This is a genomic window from Mesorhizobium sp. 2RAF45 (assembly GCF_052115225.1).
Classification (GTDB): Bacteria; Pseudomonadota; Alphaproteobacteria; order Rhizobiales; family Rhizobiaceae; genus Mesorhizobium; species Mesorhizobium jarvisii.
The window spans coordinates 34,981-57,271 of sequence record NZ_JBFRGG010000003.1 but is presented as its reverse complement, the minus strand read 5'-3'; the positions used below and the strand labels follow the sequence as shown (position 1 = coordinate 57,271).

Sequence of the window (22,291 nt, the reverse complement as noted above, 5' to 3'; positions counted from 1 at the left end):
GTTTCACAAGGCCTTTAGACGGCTGACATCGGCCGGCGTGGCCCGGCGGTCGATGATCGTGCGACCCAGCGCATCCTTCATTTTGAAACGGCCGTTTTCGATCTTTTCGGTGATGCCGTCGGGATGTGTGACCGTGATGTTGTTGCCGCTCACCGAGACCTTGTCACCGGTCGCGGCGTTGACATGGCTGACGCCTTTGTCGCTCTGTCCCTTGCCGGATGCCGAGTTGTCACCACTGCCATCCGTTCCGGAATTGCCGCCGTTTCCATTTCCGTTGCCGCTGTTACCGCCGCTGCTGTTGCCGCTGTTACCGCCGCTGCTGTTGCCGCCGTTACCGCCGCTGCTGTTACCGCCGTTACCGCCGCTGCTGTTACCGCCGTTACCGCCGCCGCTGTTGCCACCGTTACCGCCGCCGCTGTTGCCGCCATTACCGCCGTTGCCACCGCCGCCGCCGCCGTTGCCGCCATTGCCACCGCCACCGTTGCCGCCACCATTGCCGCCATTGGCGGCCTGTGCTGATGCGGCGTCGATTCCGGGGGCGGAGCCGTGCAGGGCAATTCGATAGGGAATGATGGTCAGCGCCAGAGCAGCCGCCGAAACGAGCGTCAGCCGGCGGCACCGGGCCGTGATCGATCCGTGCATCCTGATCTCCGTCGATTGAGCCGGCGCGCCCACCCCCAAGGTTGCAACCAGCAACATCGCCGAAAGATGTATTGGCCGGAAGCGACCTCCGACCGTTGCGTTTGTCCTCCAGGACTTTTGCAAGCGCAAGGTTGGACTAAAGTCCGATGTCACGGTGACAACCACCTCGCGTGGAGCGGCGGAGCAGGTATGATGTCACGAAAATGTGATCAGTTGGCTGTAGGGGTCGAAAGGCGACAAAAAAGATCCAGCCACTCCAAAGCCAGAGGCCCTTCGTGACCGAACATCGCTCTCCCGACGCCCGATTCCGCACCAGCCTGCTCGAGGAAAACGAAGGACCGGCCACCAACCCCACCGACAACCGCACCATGGGCGAGATCATCGCCGCGCGGTTCTCGCGCCGGGGATTCCTGAAGGGATCGCTCGCCGTCTCGGCGATCGCCGCGACCGTCGGCCCGCTGGCCATGATCGCCGCCGACGATGCCCGCGCCGCGGAAGGCTCCGCCTTCAAATTCGACGAGCTCGAGGCCGGGATAGACGACAAGCATCATGTCGCGCCGGGCTACGACGCCGACGTGCTGTTGCGCTGGGGCGATCCGTTGTTTGCCGATTCGCCGCAGTTCGACCCGACGAAACAGTCGGCCGAGGCGCAGGCCAGACAGTTTGGCTACAACAACGACTATGTCGGCTACATCGCGATCGACGGCTCGGCCGAGCACGGCCTGCTCGTCGTCAACCACGAATACACCAACCCGCATCTGATGTTTCCGGGCATCGTCTCGATCGTCGAGAAGGACGGGAAGAAGAAGGCCGAGGTCGCGCCGCTCTCGAAGGAGCAGGTCGATGTCGAGATGGCGGCGCATGGCGGCACCATCGTCGAAATCCGCAAGGTGTCAGGCAAATGGCAAGTGGTGCGGGACGGCAAGCTCAACCGCCGCATCACCGCCACCACCGAAATGGCGCTGTCGGGCCCGGTCGCCGGCCACGACCGCGTCAAGACCAATGCCGACCCGTCCGGCACGAAAGTGTTCGGCACTTTCAACAATTGCGCCGGCGGCGTCACCCCTTGGGGCACCTATGTGATGGCCGAGGAGAACATCCACGGCTATTTCTCCGGCGAATTGCCCGAGGGCCACAAGGAAGCCGCCAACTACAAGCGGCTCGGCATTCCGGAAGGTGCCTATGAATGGGGCGCGCATTACGACCGCTTCAACCTCGCCAAGGAGCCGCACGAACCCAATCGCTTCGGCTGGATCGTCGAGGTCGACGTCAACGATCCGAATTCGACGCCGAGGAAGCGCACCGCCATGGGCCGCTTCAAGCATGAGGGCGCCGAGTCCATTGTCGCCAAGGACGGTCGCGTCGTCTTCTATCTCGGCGACGACGAGCGCTTCGACTATGTCTACAAATTCGTCACCAAGGGCACGTTCACCGCCAACGACCATGCCGCCAACAAGGACCTGCTCGACGAGGGCACGCTGCATGTCGCCAAATTCGCCGAGGACGGCACGGTCGACTGGCTGCCGATCGTCTTCGGCCAGGGGCCGCTGACGGCGGAAAACGGCTTTGGCAGCCAGGCCGACGTGCTGATCGAGACGCGGCGCGCCGCCGATCTGCTTGGCGCCACCAAGATGGACCGGCCCGAGGACATCCAGCCCAATGGTGTCAACGGCAAGGTCTATGTCATGCTGACCAACAATTCGAAGCGCAAGGCCGACCAGGTCGATGCCGCCAATCCGCGCGCCGAGAATGCCTTCGGCCACATTATCGAGATCACCGAGACCGACGGTGATTTCACCGCCGCCAAGGGCAAATGGGAAGTGCTTTTGAAATGCGGCGATCCGTCGGTTGCCGATGTCGGCGCCACCTTCTCGACGGCGACGACGGCCCATGGCTGGTTCGGCATGCCCGACAATTGCGCGGTCGATTCGGCCGGGCGCCTGTGGGTCGCTACCGACGGCCAGGGCCCGAAGGCCACCGGCCGCACCGATGGCTTGTGGGCGGTCGACACCGAGGGGGCTGCGCGGGCAACTTCAAAACTGTTCTTCCGCGTGCCGATCGGCGCGGAAATGTGCGGCCCGCTGTTTGCGCCCGACGACCGGACCGCCTTCGTTGCCGTCCAGCATCCGGGCGATGGCGGCGAGGATTGGGAAGGCTTCGGCCGGCCGTCCTACTATGAGGATCCATCGACGCGCTGGCCGGACTTCAAGTCCGAAATGCCGGTGCGGCCGTCGGTCGTCGCCATCACCAGGCAAGGCGGCGGCAAGATCGCGGTGTGATAATCAGGCGGCTGGAGCACGCAGGGGATTTGACCGAGCGCTGCGTGCCGGACCGCCTCCCCAACGTCGATGGATGTTTCCGCCAATCGCCAAGGTTCAAGCCTCGGGAAAGATCGGCAATTTACTGGTGGCGCCCTAACGCGCGTCGAAACGGATTCGTGCGACGCGCGTTAGGTCTTTGTCTTGTGCATGTCGTACTCCCAAAACCGGAGCCGCTTTTGGGCGAGATGCATTGGGTCGTTTCCTGGAGCCCGCCACCATGTCGAAGTCAGTCTATGACCGGGGCCTGCTCAAGCCCGGCGACATCGCCAGGCTGCAGCGCGTCTTTGACGAAGTCTGCCTGCGGCGCACAGCTCAGCCCGATTCGCCGGAAGCACGCGAGATCGCGCTCACCCTGCTCGCGCTGCACAATGCCGGCATGGTCGACGAGGAGATGCTGATGCAAGCCGTCGGCTTCCGCCGGCTCGAGCCGAAATCGGCGTGAGGCGTCAGGTCGCTAGAGCTCTTTGTTTCGACGCAATTCCCAAGGGAAAGCGCTCACACTTCCCGGAATTGCGCTAGCGGCCCGCGCCGGCGATCCGCCTGGCGATCGCCTTGCCCAAAATGGCGGCATTGGCGAAGCAGCCACGAATGCTCGGCCGCATACCGGTGAACCACAGGCCGGGCAGTTTCGGGTCGGCTTCACCGCCGTTGAAGAGCGGGACACCCTTGCCGTCGAGCACGCCGAGATCGCCGACCATGCGCTCCAGCCCGGTGCGGTAGCCCGTGGCGGCAATGACGATATCGGGATCGATCAGGCGACCATTGGCCAGGATCACGCCATCGCGGGTGAATTCCCGTATCGCCGGCACCACGGTAATCTTGCCAGACTTTATGGCGTCGACGGCACCGTCATCCGCAGCAATCGCGGTGTAGTCCGAGGCCAGGCGGCTGGCGCCGCCCGACGGCGCGGGCGGCATGCCGAATTTGGTGAGATCGCCGAAAACCAGCCGCTGCGTCGCGGCCATCACCGCATCGGCAACGCGCAGCGGCAAGCGCGCCATGAGCGGCGAAAGCCGGTGCACGGCGATCTTGCCGATCCGCTTGGGCAGAAGCGCGGGGCCATTACGGGCCGACAGCCAGAGAGAAGCCGTATCCACGCCGGCCAGATGATTGAGGGCATCGAAGCCCGAATTGCCGGCGCCGACGACCAGCACCTTCTTGCCGGCATAGGACTTGGCGTCGCCAAAATCCGCCGAATGGATGATCCGGCCCGCGAAGGCCTGCATGCCCACCCACTGCGGCGTGAAGGGCTCCTTGTCACGACCGGTGGCGACGATGACATGACGCGCCAGACGCGAGCCGGCGCTGGTGCGCACCAGCCAATGGTCGCCCTTGAACACGAGGGTCTCGACGGCAACGCCGAACTCCACAGGCAACTGGTTCGCCTCGCGGAAATCGTTCATATGGCGGATGACGACGCTCTTGGGTGGAAAGGCTGGCGTACCCCCGGGAAAGGAAAGGCCGGGCAGCGCCGAGAGATCGCGATGGGTGTTGAGATGCAGCTGCTGGTGCCGCCGATGCCAGGGTTCGGCCAGCCGGCTCTCCTGTTCCAGGATCGCCACCGGCACGTCGGCCTTGATCAGGGCCTGCGCGACAGCCAGTCCGGCGGCGCCGGCGCCAATGACAATCGCCGGCTCGATCGCCGCCACCTGCTCCACCTTCGATCTGGTTGTCGTATCTGCCATTCGCTCTCAAAATCCATTCAACCGCCCGCCCTACAAGCTCGCAGGACGCTGTAACCGTTTGATCGCGCGCAAACCCAACAGCGGATCGGTGCGCTCAAGTGCCTTGCGCCGCCAGGGCGCAAACAACTCCCGTCGCGCAAATGCGGCTAAACCAACGACATGGAACGGAATGCCCCGCTTCCGTCCGAAACCATGCAGCCCTATATGGCATATCAGCGGCATCGGCGATAATCAGGTCGCGGCAATGTGATTGATTCGAGTTCCGAGGGGCTGGCGGATCTCGTTACCGACGCAGGAATTCGAAACCGAAGCGATTTCGGCTTCCCGTGAAAAATCAAGGCGCCGTGGTGCGTCTGGCGTGCCGAAAGGCACGTCGCGCCACAGACGGCACGCGGAATCCGGACCATGCCCTCCTTGCGGATCTATTTCGACAAAATCCTCGAGGGTGCCTCGCCCAGGGTCGAGCGCCAGGCATTGACGCATGTCGAACGCCTGGCGATGGTCCGTCGCCATGGCGACTTCTCGCTCGCCTATTCGACTGCCGTACAGCGCAAGCTTTCCTATTTTGGCGACGCCGACGGCTACATCGCCTTCGGCACCAAGATGAAGCATCATTTCGCGCTTGGCGACCCGGTGGCGGCGCCGGCCCGGCGGCCCGACTATATCAGGCGCTTCGTCGAGACCGCCGGCGACCCGTGGTTCGTGCAGGTTGGCGAGGAGACCGCGCGCGTGCTGGCCGGGCTCGGCTACAAGGTCAACCGGCTGGGCATCGACACCCGCCTCGCCCTGCCCGAGCATGACTTTTCCGGCAAGCGCAACGAGACCGTGCGCTATTCCGAGCGCTGGCTCTTGAAGAAGGGCTTTTCGTTCGAGGAAGACAAGCGGACGGTATTCCTCGACGAAATCGCCCGGCTGTCCGAGAACTGGCGCGGCGACCGCATAGTCAAGCGCTGGGAGATGGGTTTTCTCAACCGCCCATTCTACGATCAGCTCGGCACCGACATGCGCCGCTTCGTCCTGCATGGCCCCGATGGCGAACTCATCGCGCTGCTCGATTTCGATCCGTTGTTTCGCGACGGCAAGGTCATCGGCTACACCACCGCCTTCAAGCGCAAGCACATCGATGCCTCGCCGCACGCCGAGATCGGCCTGACCAAATTCGCTGTCGGCCGGTTTCGCGAAGAGGGCATTTCGGCGGTCACGCTCGGCCTGTCGCCGCTTCTCGACGTCACCCCCAGCGGATTTGCCGAAAGCGATTTCTGGCGCAACACTTTTCAGCGCGCCTACTCTTCGCCATGGGTCAACCGCCGCAGGTTCAACCTGCAGGGCCAGGCGGCATTCAAGCGCCGCTTCCATGGCATGGAAGAGCCGGTCTACATCGCTTTCCGCAAGGGGACCTATATCGAGATGCTGGGCCTGCTGCGGCTGGTGAAAGCAATCTAGGGACCCGGCGCGGTCCTGGCCAAAGCCTTTTCATTCGTCATCCCTGCGCCGTCGCTCCGCCCCTTGCCTTGCCCTCGAATGACGAATGCCGGGTTGTCGTGGAAGATACTTCCGCACCTTTGCGCCAATTCGCAAAATCATTCCTCTACTAAATTTATAGAACTACCTAGCCTTGTCCCAACCGGCGAGGGCGTTTCCCGGCGCCGATCCGCAGCCAAGGAGAGGGATCATGTTCAATCTGACGAGACGCGTTTTCGGCATCGGCCTGCTCGCCGCGACCGTCGGCCTGTCGTTCGGCGCCGCCGCGCAGGAGCTGAAGCAGCTCAACATCGGCTACCAAAAGACCGGCCTGCCGGTGATCGCCCGGCAGCAGCAGGTGATCGAGAAAGCGCTCGCCGACAAGGGCGTCACCGTCAAGTGGGTGGAATTCACCGCTGGCCCGCCACTGGTCGAGGCGCTCAATGTCGGCGCCATCGACGTCGGCTGGACCGGCGACTCCCCGCCTATCTTCGGCCAGTCGGCCGGCGCCAACATCGTCTATGCGGCGGCATTGCCGTCCAATGGCGATGGCGAGGCGATCTTCGTCAAGCCGGCCTCGCCGGTCCAGTCTGTCGCCGACCTCAAGGGCAAGCGCGTCGGCGTCGGCAAGGGCACCTCTGCGCATAATCTGCTCGTCGCCGCGCTGGAAAAGGCCGGCGTTCCCTTCGACCAGATCACGCCGATCTATCTCAGCCCCGCCGATGCGGCCGCCGCCTTCGCCAGCGACCAGATCGACGCCTGGGCGGTCTGGGATCCGTTCTTCGCCATCGCCGAAACACGCTACCAGCCGCGTGTGCTGGCCCGCTCCAGCGAGGTGCTCAAGGTCAACACCTATTTCCTCGCCAACAAGGATTTCGCCAAGGCGCATCCCGAAATCATCACCACCACCATCGCCGCTCTCGGCGAAGCGGCGAAATGGGCCGACCAGAACCGCGACAAGGTGGCCGAGGCGCTGCATGAGGTGACCGGTGTGCCGCTCGACGCCCAGACCATCGCCGCCAACCGCAGCAAATTCGGCATCTTTCCGATTACCGACGAGATCGTCGCCAGCCAGCAGGCGACCGCCGACCGCTTCTACAAGCTCGGCCTGATCCCGAAAGCGGTCCGCATCTCAGACGCCGTGTGGACCGCGCCAGGCAACTGATCTTTTGTCTCGCGGCGCCGGGTGAGACCGCCCGGCGCTGTTGCCGTTTGTGCCTGTGTATCCAGGGAGATCCGCACGTGACCGCGCCAGACATGACCGCTCCAGCCAACCCGCTCGATTTCTTCTGGTTCATCCCGACGCATGGCGACGGCTCCTATCTCGGTTCCGAGGAGCAACAGCGACCGCCGGAGTTCGGCTATTTCAAGGAGATCGCACAGGCGGTCGACAGGCTCGGTTTTCCGGGCGTGCTGCTGCCAACCGGACAGAATTGCGAGGATTCATGGATCACCGCAACGGGCCTGGCGACGCTGACCGAAAGACTTAAATTCCTAGTGGCGCTGCGGCCCGGCGTGACCCTTCCGACCTTCGCCGCGCGGCAGACCGCGGCACTCGACCGGCTGAGCAATGGCCGCCTGCTGCTCAATGTCGTGGTCGGCGGCAATCCGACCGAGCTCGCCGGCGACGGCGTCTTCCTGCCGCATGATGAGCGCTATGCCCAGGCGCATGAATTCCTGACCATCTGGCGCGGCCTCGTCTCGGGCGAGCGCGTCAATTTCGACGGCAAATATTACCGCGTCGAAAATGGCCGCCTCGACCTTCTGCCAAGCCAAGAGCGGCCAACGCTCTATTTCGGTGGATCGTCCGACGCCGGCCAGGATCTCGCGGCCGACCTCGTCGACATGTACCTGACCTGGGGCGAGCCGCCGGCACAGGTGGCGGCAAAGCTCGCTTCCGCGCGCAAAAAGGCGGCGCTGCGCGGCAGGAAACTGCGCTTCGGCATCCGGCTGCATTTCATCGTGCGCGAAACCGAGGACGAAGCATGGCGCGCCGCCGACCGGCTGATCCGCCATGTCACCGACGCCCAGATCGAGAATGCGCAGGCCCGCTTCCTCAACCAGATGGACTCGGTCGGCCAGCGCCGCATGGCCGAACTGCATGGCGGCCGCCGCGACAGGCTCGTCGTTTCGCCCAATCTGTGGGCCGGCGTCGGCCTGGTGCGCGGCGGCGCCGGCACCGCCCTTGTCGGCACGCCGGAGCAGGTCACGCAGCGCATCCGCGAATACCAGGCGACCGGCATCGACACCATCATCGGCTCCGGCTACCCGCATCTCGAGGAAGCCTACCGCGTCGCCGAGCTCCTGTTCCCGCGTCTCGGGCTCGGCACCAGGCGGCAGCGGGCGCATCGCGACATCGCCAACGAATTCTCGGTCGGCTTCCATGGCCCCGCTCGCCTGCAGGCCTCCTCATGAGCTTTTCCGCGCGCCTCCACGCAAATGCCATCGGCTGGGTGCTGCCGGTGCTGGTGATCGCCGGCTGGGAAGCCGCATCGCGCGCGGGCGTCGTGCCGGCCAATGTGCTGCCGGCGCCAAGTGCTGTCGCCGAGGCCTTCTGGCGGCTGACGCTTTCGGGTGAACTGATCCGCAACATCGGCGTTTCCACGGCACGCGCGCTTGCCGGCTTTGCCGTCGGCGGCTCGATCGGCTTCGCGCTCGGCCTTGCCAACGGGCTGTCGCGGCTCAGCCGCGGCCTGACCGACACCACGCTGCAGATGATCCGCAACATCCCGCATCTGGCGCTGATTCCGCTCGTCATACTGTGGTTTGGCATCGACGAGGAAGCAAAACTGTTCCTGGTGGCGCTCGGCGTTTTCTTTCCGATCTACGTCAACACGCTGCTCGGCATACAGAGCGTCGATCCGCAGTTGGTCGAGATGGGCCGCGTCTACGGCATGGACCGGCGCGCCCTGTTCTTCCGCGTCATCCTGCCCGGCGCGCTGCCGGCGATCTTCGTCGGCCTGCGCTATGCCTTGGGCATTATGTGGCTGACGCTGATCGTCGCCGAAACCATCTCGGCCAGTTCCGGCCTCGGCTACATGGCCATGCAGGCGCGCGAATTCCTGCTGATCGATGTCGTCGTGCTGTCGATCCTGATCTATGCGCTGCTCGGCAAGCTCGCCGATAGCCTCGCCCGCCTGCTCGAGCGGTTGTCGCTCGGCTGGCATCCCGCCTTCCATAACGGATGAGGTTTTCGATGCCAGCCGCCAGCCTGACCTCCGTCCGTTCTTTTGTCGCAGCACCAGTGCCGGCGCGCCCGACGATTTCTGTCGAAGGACGCCGCGCCTTCGCCTTCAAGGGCGTGGAAAAACGCTTCGGCGACAAGATCGTGCTCGACGACATCGACCTTGATGTGCCGGCCGGGCAATTCGTCGCCGTCATCGGCAAGAGCGGCTGCGGCAAGAGCACGCTGCTCAGGCTGCTGGCCGGGCTCGACCGGCCGACATCGGGATCGCTGACGCTGGGCGCCGAGGAAGAGGGCCACAGCCGCACGCGCTTCATGTTCCAGGAGCCGCGCCTGCTGCCCTGGGCGAGTGTCGTGAAAAATGTCGAGGTCGGGCTGACCGGCATCGCTGCCGGCCAGGACGCAAGGCAACGCGCGCTCGACATTCTGGGCGAGGTTGGCCTGGCCGACCGCGCCGACGAATGGCCCTCGGTGCTGTCCGGCGGCCAGAAGCAGCGCGTGGCGCTGGCCCGCGCGCTGGTCGGCCAGCCGCAGATCCTGGCGCTCGACGAGCCGCTCGGCGCGCTCGACGCGCTGACCCGCATCGAGATGCAGCAATTGCTGGAACGCATCTGGCTCGCCCAGAAATTCACCGCCGTTCTGGTCACGCATGATGTCGCCGAGGCGGTCGCCCTCGCCGACCGGGTGGTGGTGATCAGCGCCGGCAGGATCGCGCTCGACCTGGAGGTGCCGGTGGCCCGGCCGCGCCGGCGCGGCTCCGCCGAGCTCGCCCGCCTCGAAGGCACGATCCTGGACCGGCTGTTCGGTTAGGGGTGTCGGGGGCGGCGCGAACCTCGAGACGGCGGCGCGACAGCGCCCACGCTCGTTCTGCAACGCAGTCTAGCGCCACTCATCACCCCTACCGGTTCGCCCACACCAGCCCGGCCAGGCCGAGCAGCATGGCGACTAGACCGATATAAAGCCATTGCGACTGGCCGGTCATGAAGCTGCCGCCGATCACGCCGATGCCTTGCAGCGCCCACACCGCGCCGACAGCCAGCACAATCAAGGCCAGCAGGTTTTTGGTCAGTCTCATTGACGGATCTCGCTTTTCAAGTCGATCGTTTGCCGCGCAGTGAGCGTGATGAAAGAGCCAAAGGAAGGCCCCCAATCACGTCGGATTCTACTTGGATATTTATCCGATATCTTGTCAAAGACATCTCGCATATCGGCCCGAAGATCATCGGAAATGAATCAAATCGCGCCGGAAAATCCCTGACAGACTGTTACCTTCTGACTCCAAACGTGTGATCTCGCCACGGAACGGACAGATGCTTGCCGCATTTCCTGCCTTATTCGGCACCTAACGGCTGGGGTCTGTCAAAAACGGAGCCACCCCTCAAATATGAAGACCCTAAACCAGACCGCGCTTGTCGCGGTAACGATCGCTGCTGGCCTGATGGTCGGCGCTTCGGCCACTTCGGCAACCGCCGCCGGCCAGTGTGGCCGTGCTTCCTGGTACGCGCTGCACTCGCGCACCGCATCGGGCGAGCGCATGAACCCGTCGGCGTTGACCGCCGCCCACCGCACGCTGCCGTTCGGCACCAAATTGCGGGTCACCAACCAGAACAATGGCCGCAGCGTCGTCGTGCGCATCAACGATCGCGGCCCGTTCATCCGGGGTCGCGTGCTCGACCTGTCGAAGGGCGCCGCCGGCCAGCTCGGCTTCATCGGTTCCGGCCATACCTCGGTCTGCATGGCGCGCGTTTGATATGATTTTCCCTGGACCATGATCTTCTTCCGAAAACCGGAACCACTTTTCGGGATCATGGTCTGGTGTCCGGCAGCAGGGCCGGACACATTTCCTACACATTTCGGCACTGCACATTGAGCCGGCTCGGCCGTCCCAGGCGGATTTGCAGCGCTTTGGACGAAAGAACCATTGGTCACGCCACGTGACGTATTGCATCGCAGCAATTAGTTGTTAACTTCGCCACGAGACATTTGAGGCTCGGCGCTGCTCGTCGTCCCTTCGGTCGCAGCAGCAGCGGGGTTGTCGATGTTCTACCAGCTCTACGAATTGAACCATGCAGCGCTGCAGCCGGCCCGGCTCTATGCCGATGCGGTGCGGATGTTCTATTCCAACCCGCTGAACCCGGTCTCGCACACGCCCTGGGGCCGTTCGATCGCGGCGGGCGCCGAACTGTTCGAGCGCACCACGCGCCGCTACGGCAAGCCCTCCTTCGGCCTCGACAAGACCGTCGTCGACTGGAAGAGCGTCGCGGTCACCGAAAAGACCGTCTGGTCGAAGCCCTTCTGCAATCTCGTCCGCTTCGAACGCGCCGTGCCGGCCGGCCGCAAGCCGGATCCGAAGCTGCTGATCGTGGCTCCGATGTCGGGCCACTATGCGACGCTGCTGCGCGGCACGGTGGAAGCAATGCTGCCCCATGCCGAAGTCCACATCACCGACTGGGTCGACGCCCGCATGGTGCCGCTGGCCGACGGCAGCTTCGATCTCGACGACTATATCGACTATATCGTCGACATGTTCCACACGCTGGGTCCCGACACCCATGTGATGGCGGTGTGCCAGCCTTCCGTGCCGGTCCTGGCGGCGGTGGCGCTGATGGAGGCGAAGGGCGATCCCTTCGTGCCCTCGACCATGACGCTGATGGGCGGCCCGATCGACACGCGCCGCAACCCGACCGCGGTCAATCTCCTGGCCGGGGAAAAGGGCATCGACTGGTTCCGCGACAATGTCATCATGCGAGCGCCCTGGCCGGTGCCGGGCTTCGGCCGCGAGGTCTATCCGGGCTTCCTGCAGCTGTCGGGCTTCATGAGCATGAATCTCGACCGACACATCATCGCCCACAAGGACTTCTTCATGCACCTTGTGAAGCATGACGGCGACAATGCCGAGAAGCACCGCGACTTCTATGACGAGTACCTGGCCGTCATGGACCTGACGGCGGAATTCTACCTGCAGACCGTCGACACCGTGTTCGTGCGCCATGCCCTGCCGAAAGGTGAGATGATGCATCGCGGCACCAGGATCGATCCGTCTGATATCCGCAACGTCGCCTTGTTCACGGTCGAGGGCGAGAATGACGACATATCGGGCCTCGGCCAGACCAAGGCGGCGCAGGATCTGTGCGTCAACATTCCGGCCGACAAGAAGGCGCATTACATGCAGCCGGCGGTCGGCCATTACGGCGTCTTCAACGGCTCGCGCTTCCGCTCCGAAATCGTGCCGCGCATCGTCGACTTCATCACCAGCTATGGCCGCCAGAACCGCGTCGCGGTGAAGCCGAAACTGGTCCGCACCGCCAAGCGGTAGGCCATTCCGGGACAGATCGGCTGCAGGGCCGATTCTGTTGCACAATAGACGCTGTCCCTGCCCGCGGGTAACCATGCCGCAAATCAGTCCGTCGTCGTAATTGACACGGACTGTCAATCGCCCTTAACGTTTCGTTAATAACAGGGTGAGCGGGGACAATGAATTCCTCAACAATGGCGAGAAGGCTGCGTTTGTGCGTGGCTGCGGCCGGTCTGGCAGCCACGGGAAGCTGGCCGGCAATGGCTGCCGGAGCGATGGCGACCGGGGGCATCACCTCGCAGCCGATCGGCCACTATGATTTCTGCAAGCAGCACCCGGGCGAATGCTCGATCCGTCCGAGCAACCTGGCGCCGGCCAGGATGACCAATGGGCTGATGAGCAAGCTCGCTAGCGTCACCGCCAGGGTCAATGCCGCCGTCAAGCCGATGAGCGACATGGACATTTACGGCAAGGACGAGGTCTGGGCCTATCCCGACAAGGGCGTCGGCGACTGCGAGGACTATGTTCTGGAAAAGCGCCGCCGGCTGTCCCACATGGGCATCTCGCTGGCCGACCTGCTCATCACCGTGGTGCGCAAGCCCGACGGCGAAGGCCATTCCGTGCTGACGGTGCGCACCGACAAGGGCGACTACGTGCTCGACAATCTGACCGACAAGGTCAAGGCCTGGGACCAGACCGGCTACCGCTTCCTCAAGCGGCAGGCGATCGACAACACCGGCCGCTGGGTCTCCATTCGCGGTGGCCAGCAGGTGCTGGTCGGGTCGGTGGAGTAGGGGCTGCGGCTGCGGTTTTAGAGGCGCGGCCGTTCTTGCGAGTCCCATGGGCGCTGCGGCCATTGTAGTCAAATAGCAGAGGTCAGCGCCGCCCCTCATTGCCCTGCCGGGCATTTCTCCCCGTATAGTGACGGGGAGAAGATGCTGTCATCGCCGCTTTCGCCAATCACCAACGCCGCAAGACAGCGTCAACCGCGCGGCTGTTCCTCCCAGTAACTATACGGGAAGAAGGTGCCGGCAGGCGGATGAGGGCGGCGCCAACATAGACAGCCACCCACCTCACGCATCCCTCCCGAAAAATTTCCACACCTCTCCATGAACCATTTCCGTCCGCCCGGCGACACACAGCCGTGAACGACGAAAACCCAACCATGGAGACTTCAAATGACTGCTTTCCTGCGCAACACCCTTCTCGCCTTCGCTGCCGTGTCGGCCCTGGGCGGATCCGCAATGGCCGACCAGACGGTCAGCTGCGTCCACACCAACCTCAATGATCTCTGGGCCGGCCGTTGTTGCGGCACTGCCGGCGCGTCGGACTGCCTGGGCGGCGGCAACAATGGCCACGACCATGGCGACCCCGGCACCAAGGGCGGCAACCCCAATGGCAGCACGGCCGGCAAGCCCTGATCCCGCCACAGTGGCCCGCCGGCTGCCGCCGGCGGGCCCTGTTTTGCGCTCCGGCAGGCCGTCGCGAAATCCGGGTAAAACCTGCTACTTCAGCCGGCCAAGCGCGGCGCGGATCGAGGCGGTGATGCGGCGCAGCTCCGCTTCGTCGAGCTTCTCGATGTTCTCGGCCAGGAGATTGGCGAGCTCGGTGGCGGCGGGATTGAGACCCGACGTGTCTAGCCGAACACGCGGGTGCGAGGCTTCGGCCAGCCGCGCCAGCTCCTCGGCATCGTCCCAGATGATGTTGAAATAGCCGATGATCTTCTGGATCAGCGTCCAGGTCGGCGCGCCGCGCCTGCCATGCTCGAGCGCCGAGAGGTAGGCGGCGCTGACGCCGATTGCCGCGGCCATGTCCTTCTGGCTGACGCCGCGCTCGCGCCGCAGCGCCCGCAGCCTCTCGCCGAACGGCGTCATGCGGCCTGCCCTCCAGCCCTCATGAGCGTGCCCGCCGCAGCCTGATATAGAGCGCGCCCGCGCCGCCATGGTTGCGTGCGGCATGGTCGTGGCTGGAGACCAGCGGCCGGAAGGCCGGCGTCGACAGCCAGGCGGGCACCGCGCGCCGCAGCACGCCGTCGCCGCCGGAGGACGACCCCTTGCCGGTAATGACCAGGACATAGCGGATGCCGCCGGCATGCGCCCGGTGCAGGAACGAGAACAGCAGCGAATAGGCCTCGTCCTGTGTCATGCCATGCAGGTCGACGCGGCCCTCGATCGGCAGCCGGCCTTTCGACAATTTGTCCAGCGTCGGCTCGTCGAGGCGATGGGTGACATGCTGCACCTTCGGCTTCGCCGCGCCCGCCGCATTGGCGGCGGGCTGGGCCGCCTGCGGCGCCGCCGGCTTGGCCTCGATGGCCATGTCGGGAATGTCGACCGAGGCCCTGCCCTTGAGCGGCTTGGCCGTGCGCGCCACCAGGTTCCACAGCACCCGGTCGTCTTCGCTCAGCCTGTCCGGGCGCTTGCTCATTTGGCGCCCCCGGCCAGCGCGCGGGGCACCAGCGCATAGAAATCGGCGGCGTTGCGCACCACGCCGGCGATCTCGCCGGCGGCATCGCCCGAGCCGGCGAAGAGGTCGCCGCGCGCCGGGCCGATGATGGCCGAGCCGGTGTCCTGCGCGATCATCAGGCGGCGGAACGGTTTTGCGTCGAAGGCGGTCAGCGTCGGCGCGTCGATGTAGAAGGGCGTGCCGAATGTGTGCAGCAGCCGGTCGACCGCGACCGAGCGGCCCGGCGTCAGCGGCACCTTGGCGGCGGCGATCGGGCCGAGCGCGGCGTCCTCGACATCGGCCTCGCGGAAGAAGATGTAGGAGCGGTTCTGCCACAGGATCTCGTCGATGCGCCGCGGATGTGCCTTGAACCAGGCGCGGATCGACTGCATCGTCACCTGCGCCAGCGGGATTTCGCCGAGCTCGCTCAGTACCTTGCCGGGTCCTGTGAAACGCTGGCCCGACTTGGCAGCGTAGGTGACGCGGCGCAGCCGGCCGTCGGTCATGGCGAGCCGTGCCGCGCCCTGCACATGGATGAAGAAGGCGTCGACCTTGTCGGCCAGCCAGGCGATCTCCAGCCCTTGGCCGGCAAGCGCCCCGCGCTCGATAGCGCCACGGTCGAAATACTCGGCCAGTCCATCCGTCGTCCGGCGCGCGAAGGCGAGGTAGGGATCCATCCCGGCGGGCCGGTTGGCGTCGTCGACATCGACGAGATCGGCCGGCCGCGACAGCAGCGGCACGACGAAGCGCTCCGTGCGCACCGGCGAGGCCTCGACCTGCGGCTCGTAGAAGCCGGTGACGAGGCCGGCGCCGCTCTCGGGGCGGACCAGCATGGGGACAAAATGGCGCTCGAAGAAGGCGCGGGCTTCCGCTCGGGTCGCAGGCGAAGCGCCGCGCGCCTCCGCATAAGCCGCCGTGAAGGCGCCAAAATCGACGCCGAGCGCGCCGCTGCGATAGGGTTTTACCGGCGCATGGAAGGCGGAACGGCGAAACGCGGCGAAGGCCGGCACAGCGTCGTCATCGCCCCAGCCAGGCAGATCGTCGAAGGATTTTTCGATGAAGAGAGGCGATAGCGACACCGGAGCCCCGTCGCTTTAAAGCGCGTCGTGTTTGAAGAGGGTCATGCGACGCGCTTGGAGTCTTGATTTTGCTGCAAGTCGTTGTCCCAAAACCGCTTCGCACCTTTGGGCGACATGCATCGGGGCTCAGTCTTCTTCTTCGGTGGCGACGAGCTTCCAGTTCGGATCGCGCGAGCGCGTGTCGCGGGCGAAGGTCCAGACATCCTTGACCTCGGCCACGGTTTCCGGATCGCCGTCGATCACCGTGCCGGCCTTGTCGCGCGTCGCCGAAATCAGCTCGCTGATGATGCGCAGCGTCACATGCGCCTCGCCGCCCTTCATCTCGGCCGAGACGATATCGGCCTTGTCGATGCCGACGAAGGAGGACTGGATCTTTTCCGACTTGGCCTCGCGCTCGCCGATTGCGGCGACGAAACCGTCGAACACCTCGCGCGACAACAGGTTCTTCAGCGTTTTGCGGTCGCCATCGGCATAGGCCATGACGATCATCTCATAGGCCATCTTGGCGCCGTCGATGAACCCCTTCGGGTCGAAGGACGGGTCATTGTCCTTGATCGCGCGCAGGCCCTTGTTGAGATCGGTGTCGGGCTTGGCGAAGGCGTCGATCGCCGTATAGGCGTCGGCCGGCGCCGGCTCGCCGGGCAAACGCTTGCGCGGCAGCGAAACGACATTTTCGGGCTTCTGCGTGGCGTCCTTGTCGGTGCGCGCCGCCGAGTAGGGGTCGAAGGGCGGCCGCTCGCTACCGGTCCGACGGCCCAGCACGTTGCGCAGCTGGAAGAAGATCACCACCGCCGCGATCAGGAAGAAAATCGTGCCGAAGTCGAAGAAGCCCATATCTTCCGCCAATCAATCCCTGCCTCTAGGCCGGACCATCCGGCCAACAGGCCGCGGTCGCATAGCGTTCAACATTCAAAGCATATAGAACGCAAGGTGCAATCATTCAAATTAAAGGCAGGCATACCTATCTAACAGCCTCAGTGCCAGCGGCGATTGGCCGCCAGGGGCCAAAACAATCGAAACGACCAACAAGGTTGGCAAGACTTGCGCATTTCGCTGCTTCCCCTTTTTCTTCTCGCCCTGCCGCTCATGGAAATCGCCGGTTTCGTCATCGTCGGCCGTGAGGTCGGCGCGCTGGCGACGGTCGGCCTGGTGCTGGCCTCGAGCATCGCCGGGGTGCTGTTGCTCCGCCACCAAGGGTTCGGCGTCATGGCGCGGGTGCGCGCCGAGATGGACGCCGGCCATGATCCCAGCCGCCACCTCGCCCACGGCGCCATGATCGTGGTCGCCGCGATCCTGCTGATCATCCCCGGCTTCATCACCGACATCATCGGCCTGCTCCTGTTCCTGCCGCCGGTGCGCGACCTTGCCTGGCGCCGGTTCAAGGGCCGCATCGTCGTCGCCACCGATTTCTCGGCCGGCGGTTTTCGCCGGTCGCGCGACAGGGTCATCGACCTCGACGACGGCGACTATTCGCGCGAGGACGATTTCAAGCGCGGCCCGGATCATAATTCGCCGTGGCGGCGGCTGAAGGACGACTGAGACTGCACCGATATTCAGGTGATGCCGGTCTGCAAAGGGCGGCTTCCTGCGCTTCCGGTGCTCACGTACTTCAAGTACGCTCCGCTCCGGTTCTCGGAAACCACCCTTTTCGCCTCGGCCTGACCTGAATCTCGATGCAGTCTGGGTCCGCTCCGGTCACAAGGCGGCAAACCTTGTCTTGTCATGCCGACCATGGTAGCGAACGCCCGATTTCAATTCGGTCAGCAAGGCTGCCCAGGGGAAAAGGATATAAGGCTCATGGCCAGCAATGATGACGCGCCGACCGGCGCAGCCAACGGCAACGGCAATGCGGCGCAGCCGTCGCTCAACGTGCTTGCCCAGTATGTGAAGGACCTGTCCTTCGAAAGCCCCGGCGCGCCGAACTCGCTGCGCGGCCGCGACAAGGCGCCCGGCATCGCCATCAACGTCAATGTCAACGCCAACCCGCTTTCCGACAAGCAGTTCGACGTCAATCTGACGCTGAACGCCAAGGCCTCCTTCGACCAGGAAGTGCTGTTCAATGTCGAGCTGGTCTATGGCGGCGTTTTCGCCATCTCCGGCTTCCCGCAGGAGCACATGCTGCCGATCCTGTTCATCGAATGCCCGCGCTTGCTGTTCCCCTTCGCCCGCCAGATCATCGCCGAGGCCACCCGCAATGGCGGCTTCCCGCCGCTGATGCTCGACCCGATCGACTTCGCGCAGATGTTCCAGCAGAAGATCGCCGAGGACCAGGCCGCGTCGAAGGTTCAGGTGAGCTGAACTATATCTAAGGAATGCCTCGAAAAACCCGGCCTTGAGCCGGGTTTTTTGTTGGCCACGGCCGGCCGGGTCCCCGTTGCTTCGCGGCGTCCCGGCGTTTGCTGCCTTTCATCGTGCCCCAGGCACGACGAATTCACTTCGTGGACCGGCACTCACCCTGCGGAGCAGCGCACAACTGCTGCGGATTCCAGAACACTCCGCTACGTCACCCCGCCCTATCATGGCCGCCTCAGGCAAAGGCGTCCCGGCGGTCGTAGCCGCCCCGCGTCGGCGATCCGCCGGGACGAGCCTGCTTCCGTGCAAGCCCCAAAACCCCAGCGCTTTTGGGCGGCCTGCACCAACGACAAAGGGAACGACGATGAGATTCATGCTGACCGACCGCAAATTGCATCCGCAGGCCAAGCCCGTCGCCGAGGATTTCAAAACCGGCGGCATCAGCCGCCGCGAATATCTGGCGCTGATGGCCGGCCTCGGCGTCAGCGCCGCCGGCGCGTTTGCACTGGGCGGCCTCGCCCCGACACCTGCCCGCGCCGCCGAGCCGAAGAAGGGCGGCACCTTGCGCGTCGCCATGAACGTCAAGGGTTTCAAGGACCCGCGCACCTTCGACGGCGTCGAAATGTCCAATGTCGCCCGCCACTGCAACGAATATCTGGTGCGCTGGAACACCGATTTCTCGTTCGAGCCCTGGCTGCTCGAAAAATGGGAGATGAGCGACGACGCCAAGACGCTGACGCTGCATGTGCGCAAGGGCATTTCCTGGTCGAACGGCGACGCCTTCAACGCCGACGATGTCGTCCACAACCTCACCCGCTGGTGCGAGGCCGGTGTGGCCGGCAATTCGGTCGCCGCGCGCATGGGCGCGCTGGTCAATGCCGACACCAAGAAGGCGGTCGATGGCGGCATCGAGAAGGTCGACGACTACACGATCAAGCTTAACCTGCCCAAGCCCGACATTTCGCTGATCGCCGGCATGGCCGACTATCCCGCGCTGATCATGCACCGCTCCTATGGGGGCGACGGCGATCCGATGAAGGCGCTGGCCATCACCACCGGCCCCTGCGAACTGGTGAAATGGGACGCCGAGACGGGCGCGGAGGTCAAGCGCAAGGACAAGCCTTGGTGGAAGGGCGAATTCTATCTGGATGGCATCCAGTGGATCGACTACGGCTCCGACCCCAACGCCATGCTGTCGGCCTTCGAATCCGGCGAGATCGATACCGACCATGAAACCGCCTCCGACGCCGTCTCGCAGACCGACAAGATGGGGCTCAAGAATTCCGAGATCGCCACCGGCTCGACCATCGTCGCCCGCTTCAACATCGGCAACGCGCCCTATGACGACATCAAGGTCCGCCGCGCCGCGCAGCTCGCCGTCGACAATTCGGCCGTGCTGGCGCTCGGCCTCGGCGGCCGCGGCAAGCCCGCCGACAACCACCATGTCGGCCCCATGCACCCCGAATATGCCGATATCGGCCCGGCCAAGCGCGACGTGGAGGAAGCCAAGAATCTGCTCGCCGCCTCCGGCAAGCCGGACCATGAATATGAGCTGATCTCGGTCGACGTCGAATGGCAGAAGAGCACCGGCGACGCGATCGCCGCGCAGATGCGCGAGGCCGGCCTCAAGATCAAGCGCACCGTGCTGCCCGCCGCCACCTTCTGGAACGACTGGAGCAAATACCCCTTCTCCTGCACCGAATGGCTCGGACGCCCGCTCGGCGTCCAGGTGCTGGCGCTGGCGTATAAATCGGGTGCGGCCTGGAACGAAAGCGCCTATGCCAGCAAGGAGTTCGACGAGTTGCTCGACAAGGCGCTGGCGACGCCGGACGCCAAGGCGCGCAAGGAGATCATGGCCGGCATCGAGAAGAACCTGCGCGATTCAGGCATCATCATCCAGCCCTACTGGCGCTCGGTGTACCGGACCTATCGCGAGGGGGTCGAGGGCTGCGAGCAGCACCAGGCGCTCGAGCAGCATTTTGAGAAGGTTTGGATCGAGGGGTGAGGCGCCGACGCTTCTTCCCTTCTCCCCTTGTGGGAGAAGGCGGATTGCCGCGAAGCGGCAAGACGGATGAGGGGTGTTCCAGCTTGACGCGACGTCGACAACGAATCGAACCAGAAAACACCAACGCCTCACTCCGCTGGAACACCCCTCATCCGTCTCGGCGCTAGCGCGCCGATCCACCTTCCCCCACAAGGGGGGAAGGAAAGGCGCGCTCCCCTCACCGCCCATCCCGCACCAGCGTCCAGATCCACCCGATAAAAGTCAGCACCAGGAACGGATAGCCTGCCGCCGGCAGCGGCGACGAGGTCGGCAGCAAGGGCGCGCCCCACAGGATCATGCCGGCCGAGACGACAAACAGCACGGCGGCGACGAGCGCGGTAAGCCGCATCCACAGCGCGAACGTGCCCGGCGCGCTGACCATGACCAGCCCCGCCGCCCAGAGCGAAATGCCGCCGACATAGGAAGGCACGCTGGCCTGTAAGCCCGCCGCATTGCCGGCCAGCAGCAGGCTCTCGCCGGCCAGGAAGGTCAGGAAGCCGGCCGCGACGCAATCATTGCCCAGCCGCTGGTATTTCATCGCCAACAGCGCGGTCGCCACCACGAGTGCTGTGCCGTCGATCGCCCACAACGTTTCGCGCAGCGCATCGCTGGCGACGAAGGTGCCGGCCAAGCCAAGAGCGCCGCCGATGGCAAGGCCGATCGCGGCGACGGTATCCAGAGTGGAACGCATGTGATTTCTCCCCCCAAGCTGCGGAGAGGATACGCCCAGGCGGGGCGTTCTCAAAGTGCGACTGGCGCAAACGAAACAAGACCAATGGCGAATTGCCCGCGCAAGCTTCAACAGTCACACTGCCGTTCATAGTCATGAGGGCAAGCATGGCGTCGTTTGGAATTTGGACAGTCCGGGTCCTTAGAAAATTACCACATACGGAAGCCTTCGACGCGCATTTAACGCGATGCGTCTTTGCGGAGGTACTGTTTGACGAGAACTTGACTCTCTTCAAGATACTTGGTTGGGCTCGTATTGAGCGTGGCGAAAGCCACGTTGATATGAGTGACGAGGCTGTTCAACCCGCCGTGTTTGCCTGCTGGATCCCCGAGCACAGCAACAGCGGTGAAGTCGGCAAAGTTATCTACATCCAGAACGGGTCGCAGGCGGTCCACTAGCTCCTGGGGCCTCTCGCCTGTCTTCAGTATGAACGCAAGATGCCGTTTCTCATGCATGCATGGTTTGGCGGAAGGGCCTAGCGCTCGTCGCAAAGCTTTAACTTCCCTATCGCAGTGCTCGATTTCGAACCTCAGGAAGACCTGAAGCAGGAGGACATGCTTGTAGGCCATTGAATTGTTGCCTTTACGAATCGTGGGGAGGAGCCCGATTATGCCGGTGATTCCCCTGCGGCAACAAGTCGAGATGAAAGGATACGCATAGTTGCGCGGGCTTTCTGGGGATAAAGCCGCTCGATCCGGCGAAAAGATCAAGACATTTCTGGTCAGGAGTGACTGTGCAATTCGAGTTTACTGATCCCCAGACCGAATTTGAAAGGGCCATTGGCGGGTCGTTTTCGATTAACGCCCTTGGGACCATTCAAGCGGGAGATGGGATCAAGTTCCGCGAATTCGTGAATCGATCTGCGCCGCCGCCACGAACAACTGTTTACATCGATTCGAGTGGCGGCAACGTCGAAGAAGCGATGTTAATCGGGCGAACGATCCGAGATTGCTGGTTCTCGACTTCGATCGGCAAGTACCTCCTCAACACCAATAAAATCTCTGATATTTCACACATTATGGTGCCTCGCATGTGGTTACCAGGTAGATGTATGAGTGCTGCAACCCCGATTTTCCTGGGTGGTCGGCTAAGGTACTTTCCGCAAGGGTCTGAGTT

23 protein-coding genes are annotated in these 22,291 nt (G+C 64.1%); 14 read left to right on the top strand and 9 right to left on the bottom strand.

Features of this window, described 5'->3' with window-relative positions; genetic code table 11:
* Positions 1-3 precede the first annotated feature (3 nt).
* The gene (locus AB4Z43_RS09680; RefSeq protein WP_441937161.1) at positions 4-642 is read right to left on the bottom strand and encodes a hypothetical protein; all 639 of its coding nucleotides are present in this window, start codon (positions 640-642) and stop codon (positions 4-6) included.
* Between the two features lie 275 nt (positions 643-917).
* Between AB4Z43_RS09680 and AB4Z43_RS09675 the strand changes: the two genes are divergently transcribed.
* Positions 918-2,921, top strand: coding sequence for a PhoX family protein (locus AB4Z43_RS09675; protein ID WP_441937159.1), 2,004 nt, complete (start codon positions 918-920; stop codon positions 2,919-2,921).
* Positions 2,922-3,180: 259 nt separating this feature from the next.
* Positions 3,181-3,405 carry a hypothetical protein gene (locus AB4Z43_RS09670; protein WP_019862237.1) on the top strand — a complete coding sequence of 75 codons (225 nt, stop codon included), beginning with the start codon at positions 3,181-3,183 and terminating at the stop codon, positions 3,403-3,405.
* Between the two features lie 73 nt (positions 3,406-3,478).
* Here the strand turns inward: AB4Z43_RS09670 and AB4Z43_RS09665 are convergent, their stop codons facing one another.
* Positions 3,479-4,648, bottom strand: a complete 1,170-nt coding sequence (locus AB4Z43_RS09665) for a flavin-containing monooxygenase (RefSeq protein WP_038650896.1) — start codon at positions 4,646-4,648, stop codon at positions 3,479-3,481.
* Between the two features lie 405 nt (positions 4,649-5,053).
* On the opposite strand from AB4Z43_RS09665, the gene AB4Z43_RS09660 reads away from it, so the two are divergent.
* From AB4Z43_RS09660 to AB4Z43_RS09640, 5 genes are all read left to right on the top strand, one after another.
* Positions 5,054-6,091 carry a phosphatidylglycerol lysyltransferase domain-containing protein gene (locus tag AB4Z43_RS09660; RefSeq protein ID WP_441937156.1) on the top strand — a complete coding sequence of 346 codons (1,038 nt, stop codon included), beginning with the start codon at positions 5,054-5,056 and terminating at the stop codon, positions 6,089-6,091.
* Between the two features lie 229 nt (positions 6,092-6,320).
* Entirely contained in the window at positions 6,321-7,274 is a 954-nt protein-coding gene (locus AB4Z43_RS09655; protein WP_441937154.1) for a sulfonate ABC transporter substrate-binding protein, read from the top strand.
* Between the two features lie 92 nt (positions 7,275-7,366).
* Positions 7,367-8,524 (top strand): FMNH2-dependent alkanesulfonate monooxygenase, encoded by a 1,158-nt coding sequence (ssuD, locus tag AB4Z43_RS09650; RefSeq protein ID WP_441937746.1) that lies wholly within the window; start codon positions 7,367-7,369, stop codon positions 8,522-8,524.
* Positions 8,521-9,297, top strand: a complete 777-nt coding sequence (locus AB4Z43_RS09645; protein WP_441937152.1) for an ABC transporter permease subunit — start codon at positions 8,521-8,523, stop codon at positions 9,295-9,297. Before ssuD ends, AB4Z43_RS09645 begins: the two co-directional genes overlap by 4 nt.
* A gap of 8 nt (positions 9,298-9,305) precedes the next feature.
* Positions 9,306-10,103, top strand: a complete 798-nt coding sequence (locus AB4Z43_RS09640) for an ATP-binding cassette domain-containing protein (protein WP_441937150.1) — start codon at positions 9,306-9,308, stop codon at positions 10,101-10,103.
* Between the two features lie 88 nt (positions 10,104-10,191).
* Here the strand turns inward: AB4Z43_RS09640 and AB4Z43_RS09635 are convergent, their stop codons facing one another.
* Complete coding sequence (locus AB4Z43_RS09635) at positions 10,192-10,368, bottom strand: hypothetical protein (protein WP_010912525.1); 177 nt, start codon at positions 10,366-10,368, stop codon at positions 10,192-10,194.
* Positions 10,369-10,677: 309 nt separating this feature from the next.
* Here AB4Z43_RS09635 and AB4Z43_RS09630 point away from each other — a divergent pair, with 309 nt between their 5' ends.
* The 4 genes from AB4Z43_RS09630 (at position 10,678) to AB4Z43_RS09615 (ending at position 14,009) form a co-directional block, all read left to right on the top strand.
* Positions 10,678-11,043 carry a septal ring lytic transglycosylase RlpA family protein gene (locus AB4Z43_RS09630; protein ID WP_019862233.1) on the top strand — a complete coding sequence of 122 codons (366 nt, stop codon included), beginning with the start codon at positions 10,678-10,680 and terminating at the stop codon, positions 11,041-11,043.
* 288 nt (positions 11,044-11,331) lie between these two features.
* Positions 11,332-12,609 (top strand): polyhydroxyalkanoate depolymerase, encoded by a 1,278-nt coding sequence (locus AB4Z43_RS09625; RefSeq protein WP_441937148.1) that lies wholly within the window; start codon positions 11,332-11,334, stop codon positions 12,607-12,609.
* Positions 12,610-12,767: 158 nt separating this feature from the next.
* Complete coding sequence (locus tag AB4Z43_RS09620; RefSeq protein ID WP_038650891.1) at positions 12,768-13,382, top strand: transglutaminase-like cysteine peptidase; 615 nt, start codon at positions 12,768-12,770, stop codon at positions 13,380-13,382.
* A gap of 384 nt (positions 13,383-13,766) precedes the next feature.
* Entirely contained in the window at positions 13,767-14,009 is a 243-nt protein-coding gene (locus AB4Z43_RS09615; RefSeq protein WP_019862230.1) for a hypothetical protein, read from the top strand.
* 84 nt (positions 14,010-14,093) lie between these two features.
* Here AB4Z43_RS09615 and AB4Z43_RS09610 read toward each other — a convergent pair whose 3' ends face one another.
* The 4 genes from AB4Z43_RS09610 to AB4Z43_RS09595 form a co-directional block, all read right to left on the bottom strand.
* Positions 14,094-14,462, bottom strand: a complete 369-nt coding sequence (locus AB4Z43_RS09610; protein ID WP_019862229.1) for a helix-turn-helix domain-containing protein — start codon at positions 14,460-14,462, stop codon at positions 14,094-14,096.
* A gap of 19 nt (positions 14,463-14,481) precedes the next feature.
* Positions 14,482-15,012, bottom strand: a complete 531-nt coding sequence (locus AB4Z43_RS09605) for a Smr/MutS family protein (protein ID WP_019862228.1) — start codon at positions 15,010-15,012, stop codon at positions 14,482-14,484.
* Positions 15,009-16,109, bottom strand: a complete 1,101-nt coding sequence (mltA, locus tag AB4Z43_RS09600; RefSeq protein WP_441937144.1) for a murein transglycosylase A — start codon at positions 16,107-16,109, stop codon at positions 15,009-15,011. The genes AB4Z43_RS09605 and mltA overlap by 4 nt, the downstream gene beginning before the upstream one ends.
* 126 nt (positions 16,110-16,235) lie before the next feature.
* Positions 16,236-16,943: a Tim44/TimA family putative adaptor protein gene (locus AB4Z43_RS09595; protein ID WP_019862226.1), complete on the bottom strand. Its 708-nt coding sequence runs from the start codon at positions 16,941-16,943 to the stop codon at positions 16,236-16,238.
* Between the two features lie 207 nt (positions 16,944-17,150).
* On the opposite strand from AB4Z43_RS09595, the gene AB4Z43_RS09590 reads away from it, so the two are divergent.
* The 3 genes from AB4Z43_RS09590 (at position 17,151) to AB4Z43_RS09580 (ending at position 20,406) form a co-directional block, all read left to right on the top strand.
* Positions 17,151-17,648, top strand: a complete 498-nt coding sequence (locus AB4Z43_RS09590) for an FxsA family protein (protein WP_202361211.1) — start codon at positions 17,151-17,153, stop codon at positions 17,646-17,648.
* Positions 17,649-17,906: 258 nt separating this feature from the next.
* The gene (gene secB / locus AB4Z43_RS09585) at positions 17,907-18,407 is read left to right on the top strand and encodes a protein-export chaperone SecB (RefSeq protein WP_019862223.1); all 501 of its coding nucleotides are present in this window, start codon (positions 17,907-17,909) and stop codon (positions 18,405-18,407) included.
* Positions 18,408-18,765: 358 nt separating this feature from the next.
* A complete protein-coding gene (locus tag AB4Z43_RS09580) occupies positions 18,766-20,406 on the top strand; it encodes an ABC transporter substrate-binding protein (RefSeq protein WP_441937142.1) in 1,641 nt (546 codons plus the stop codon).
* A gap of 217 nt (positions 20,407-20,623) precedes the next feature.
* Here the strand turns inward: AB4Z43_RS09580 and AB4Z43_RS09575 are convergent, their stop codons facing one another.
* Together AB4Z43_RS09575 and AB4Z43_RS09570 are read right to left on the bottom strand one after the other, a co-directional pair.
* On the bottom strand, positions 20,624-21,136 hold the full coding sequence (locus AB4Z43_RS09575; protein WP_441937140.1) for a hypothetical protein: 513 nt from the start codon (positions 21,134-21,136) through the stop codon (positions 20,624-20,626).
* 218 nt (positions 21,137-21,354) lie between these two features.
* Positions 21,355-21,744: a hypothetical protein gene (locus AB4Z43_RS09570; protein WP_441937138.1), complete on the bottom strand. Its 390-nt coding sequence runs from the start codon at positions 21,742-21,744 to the stop codon at positions 21,355-21,357.
* Positions 21,745-22,291: the final 547 nt, after the last annotated feature.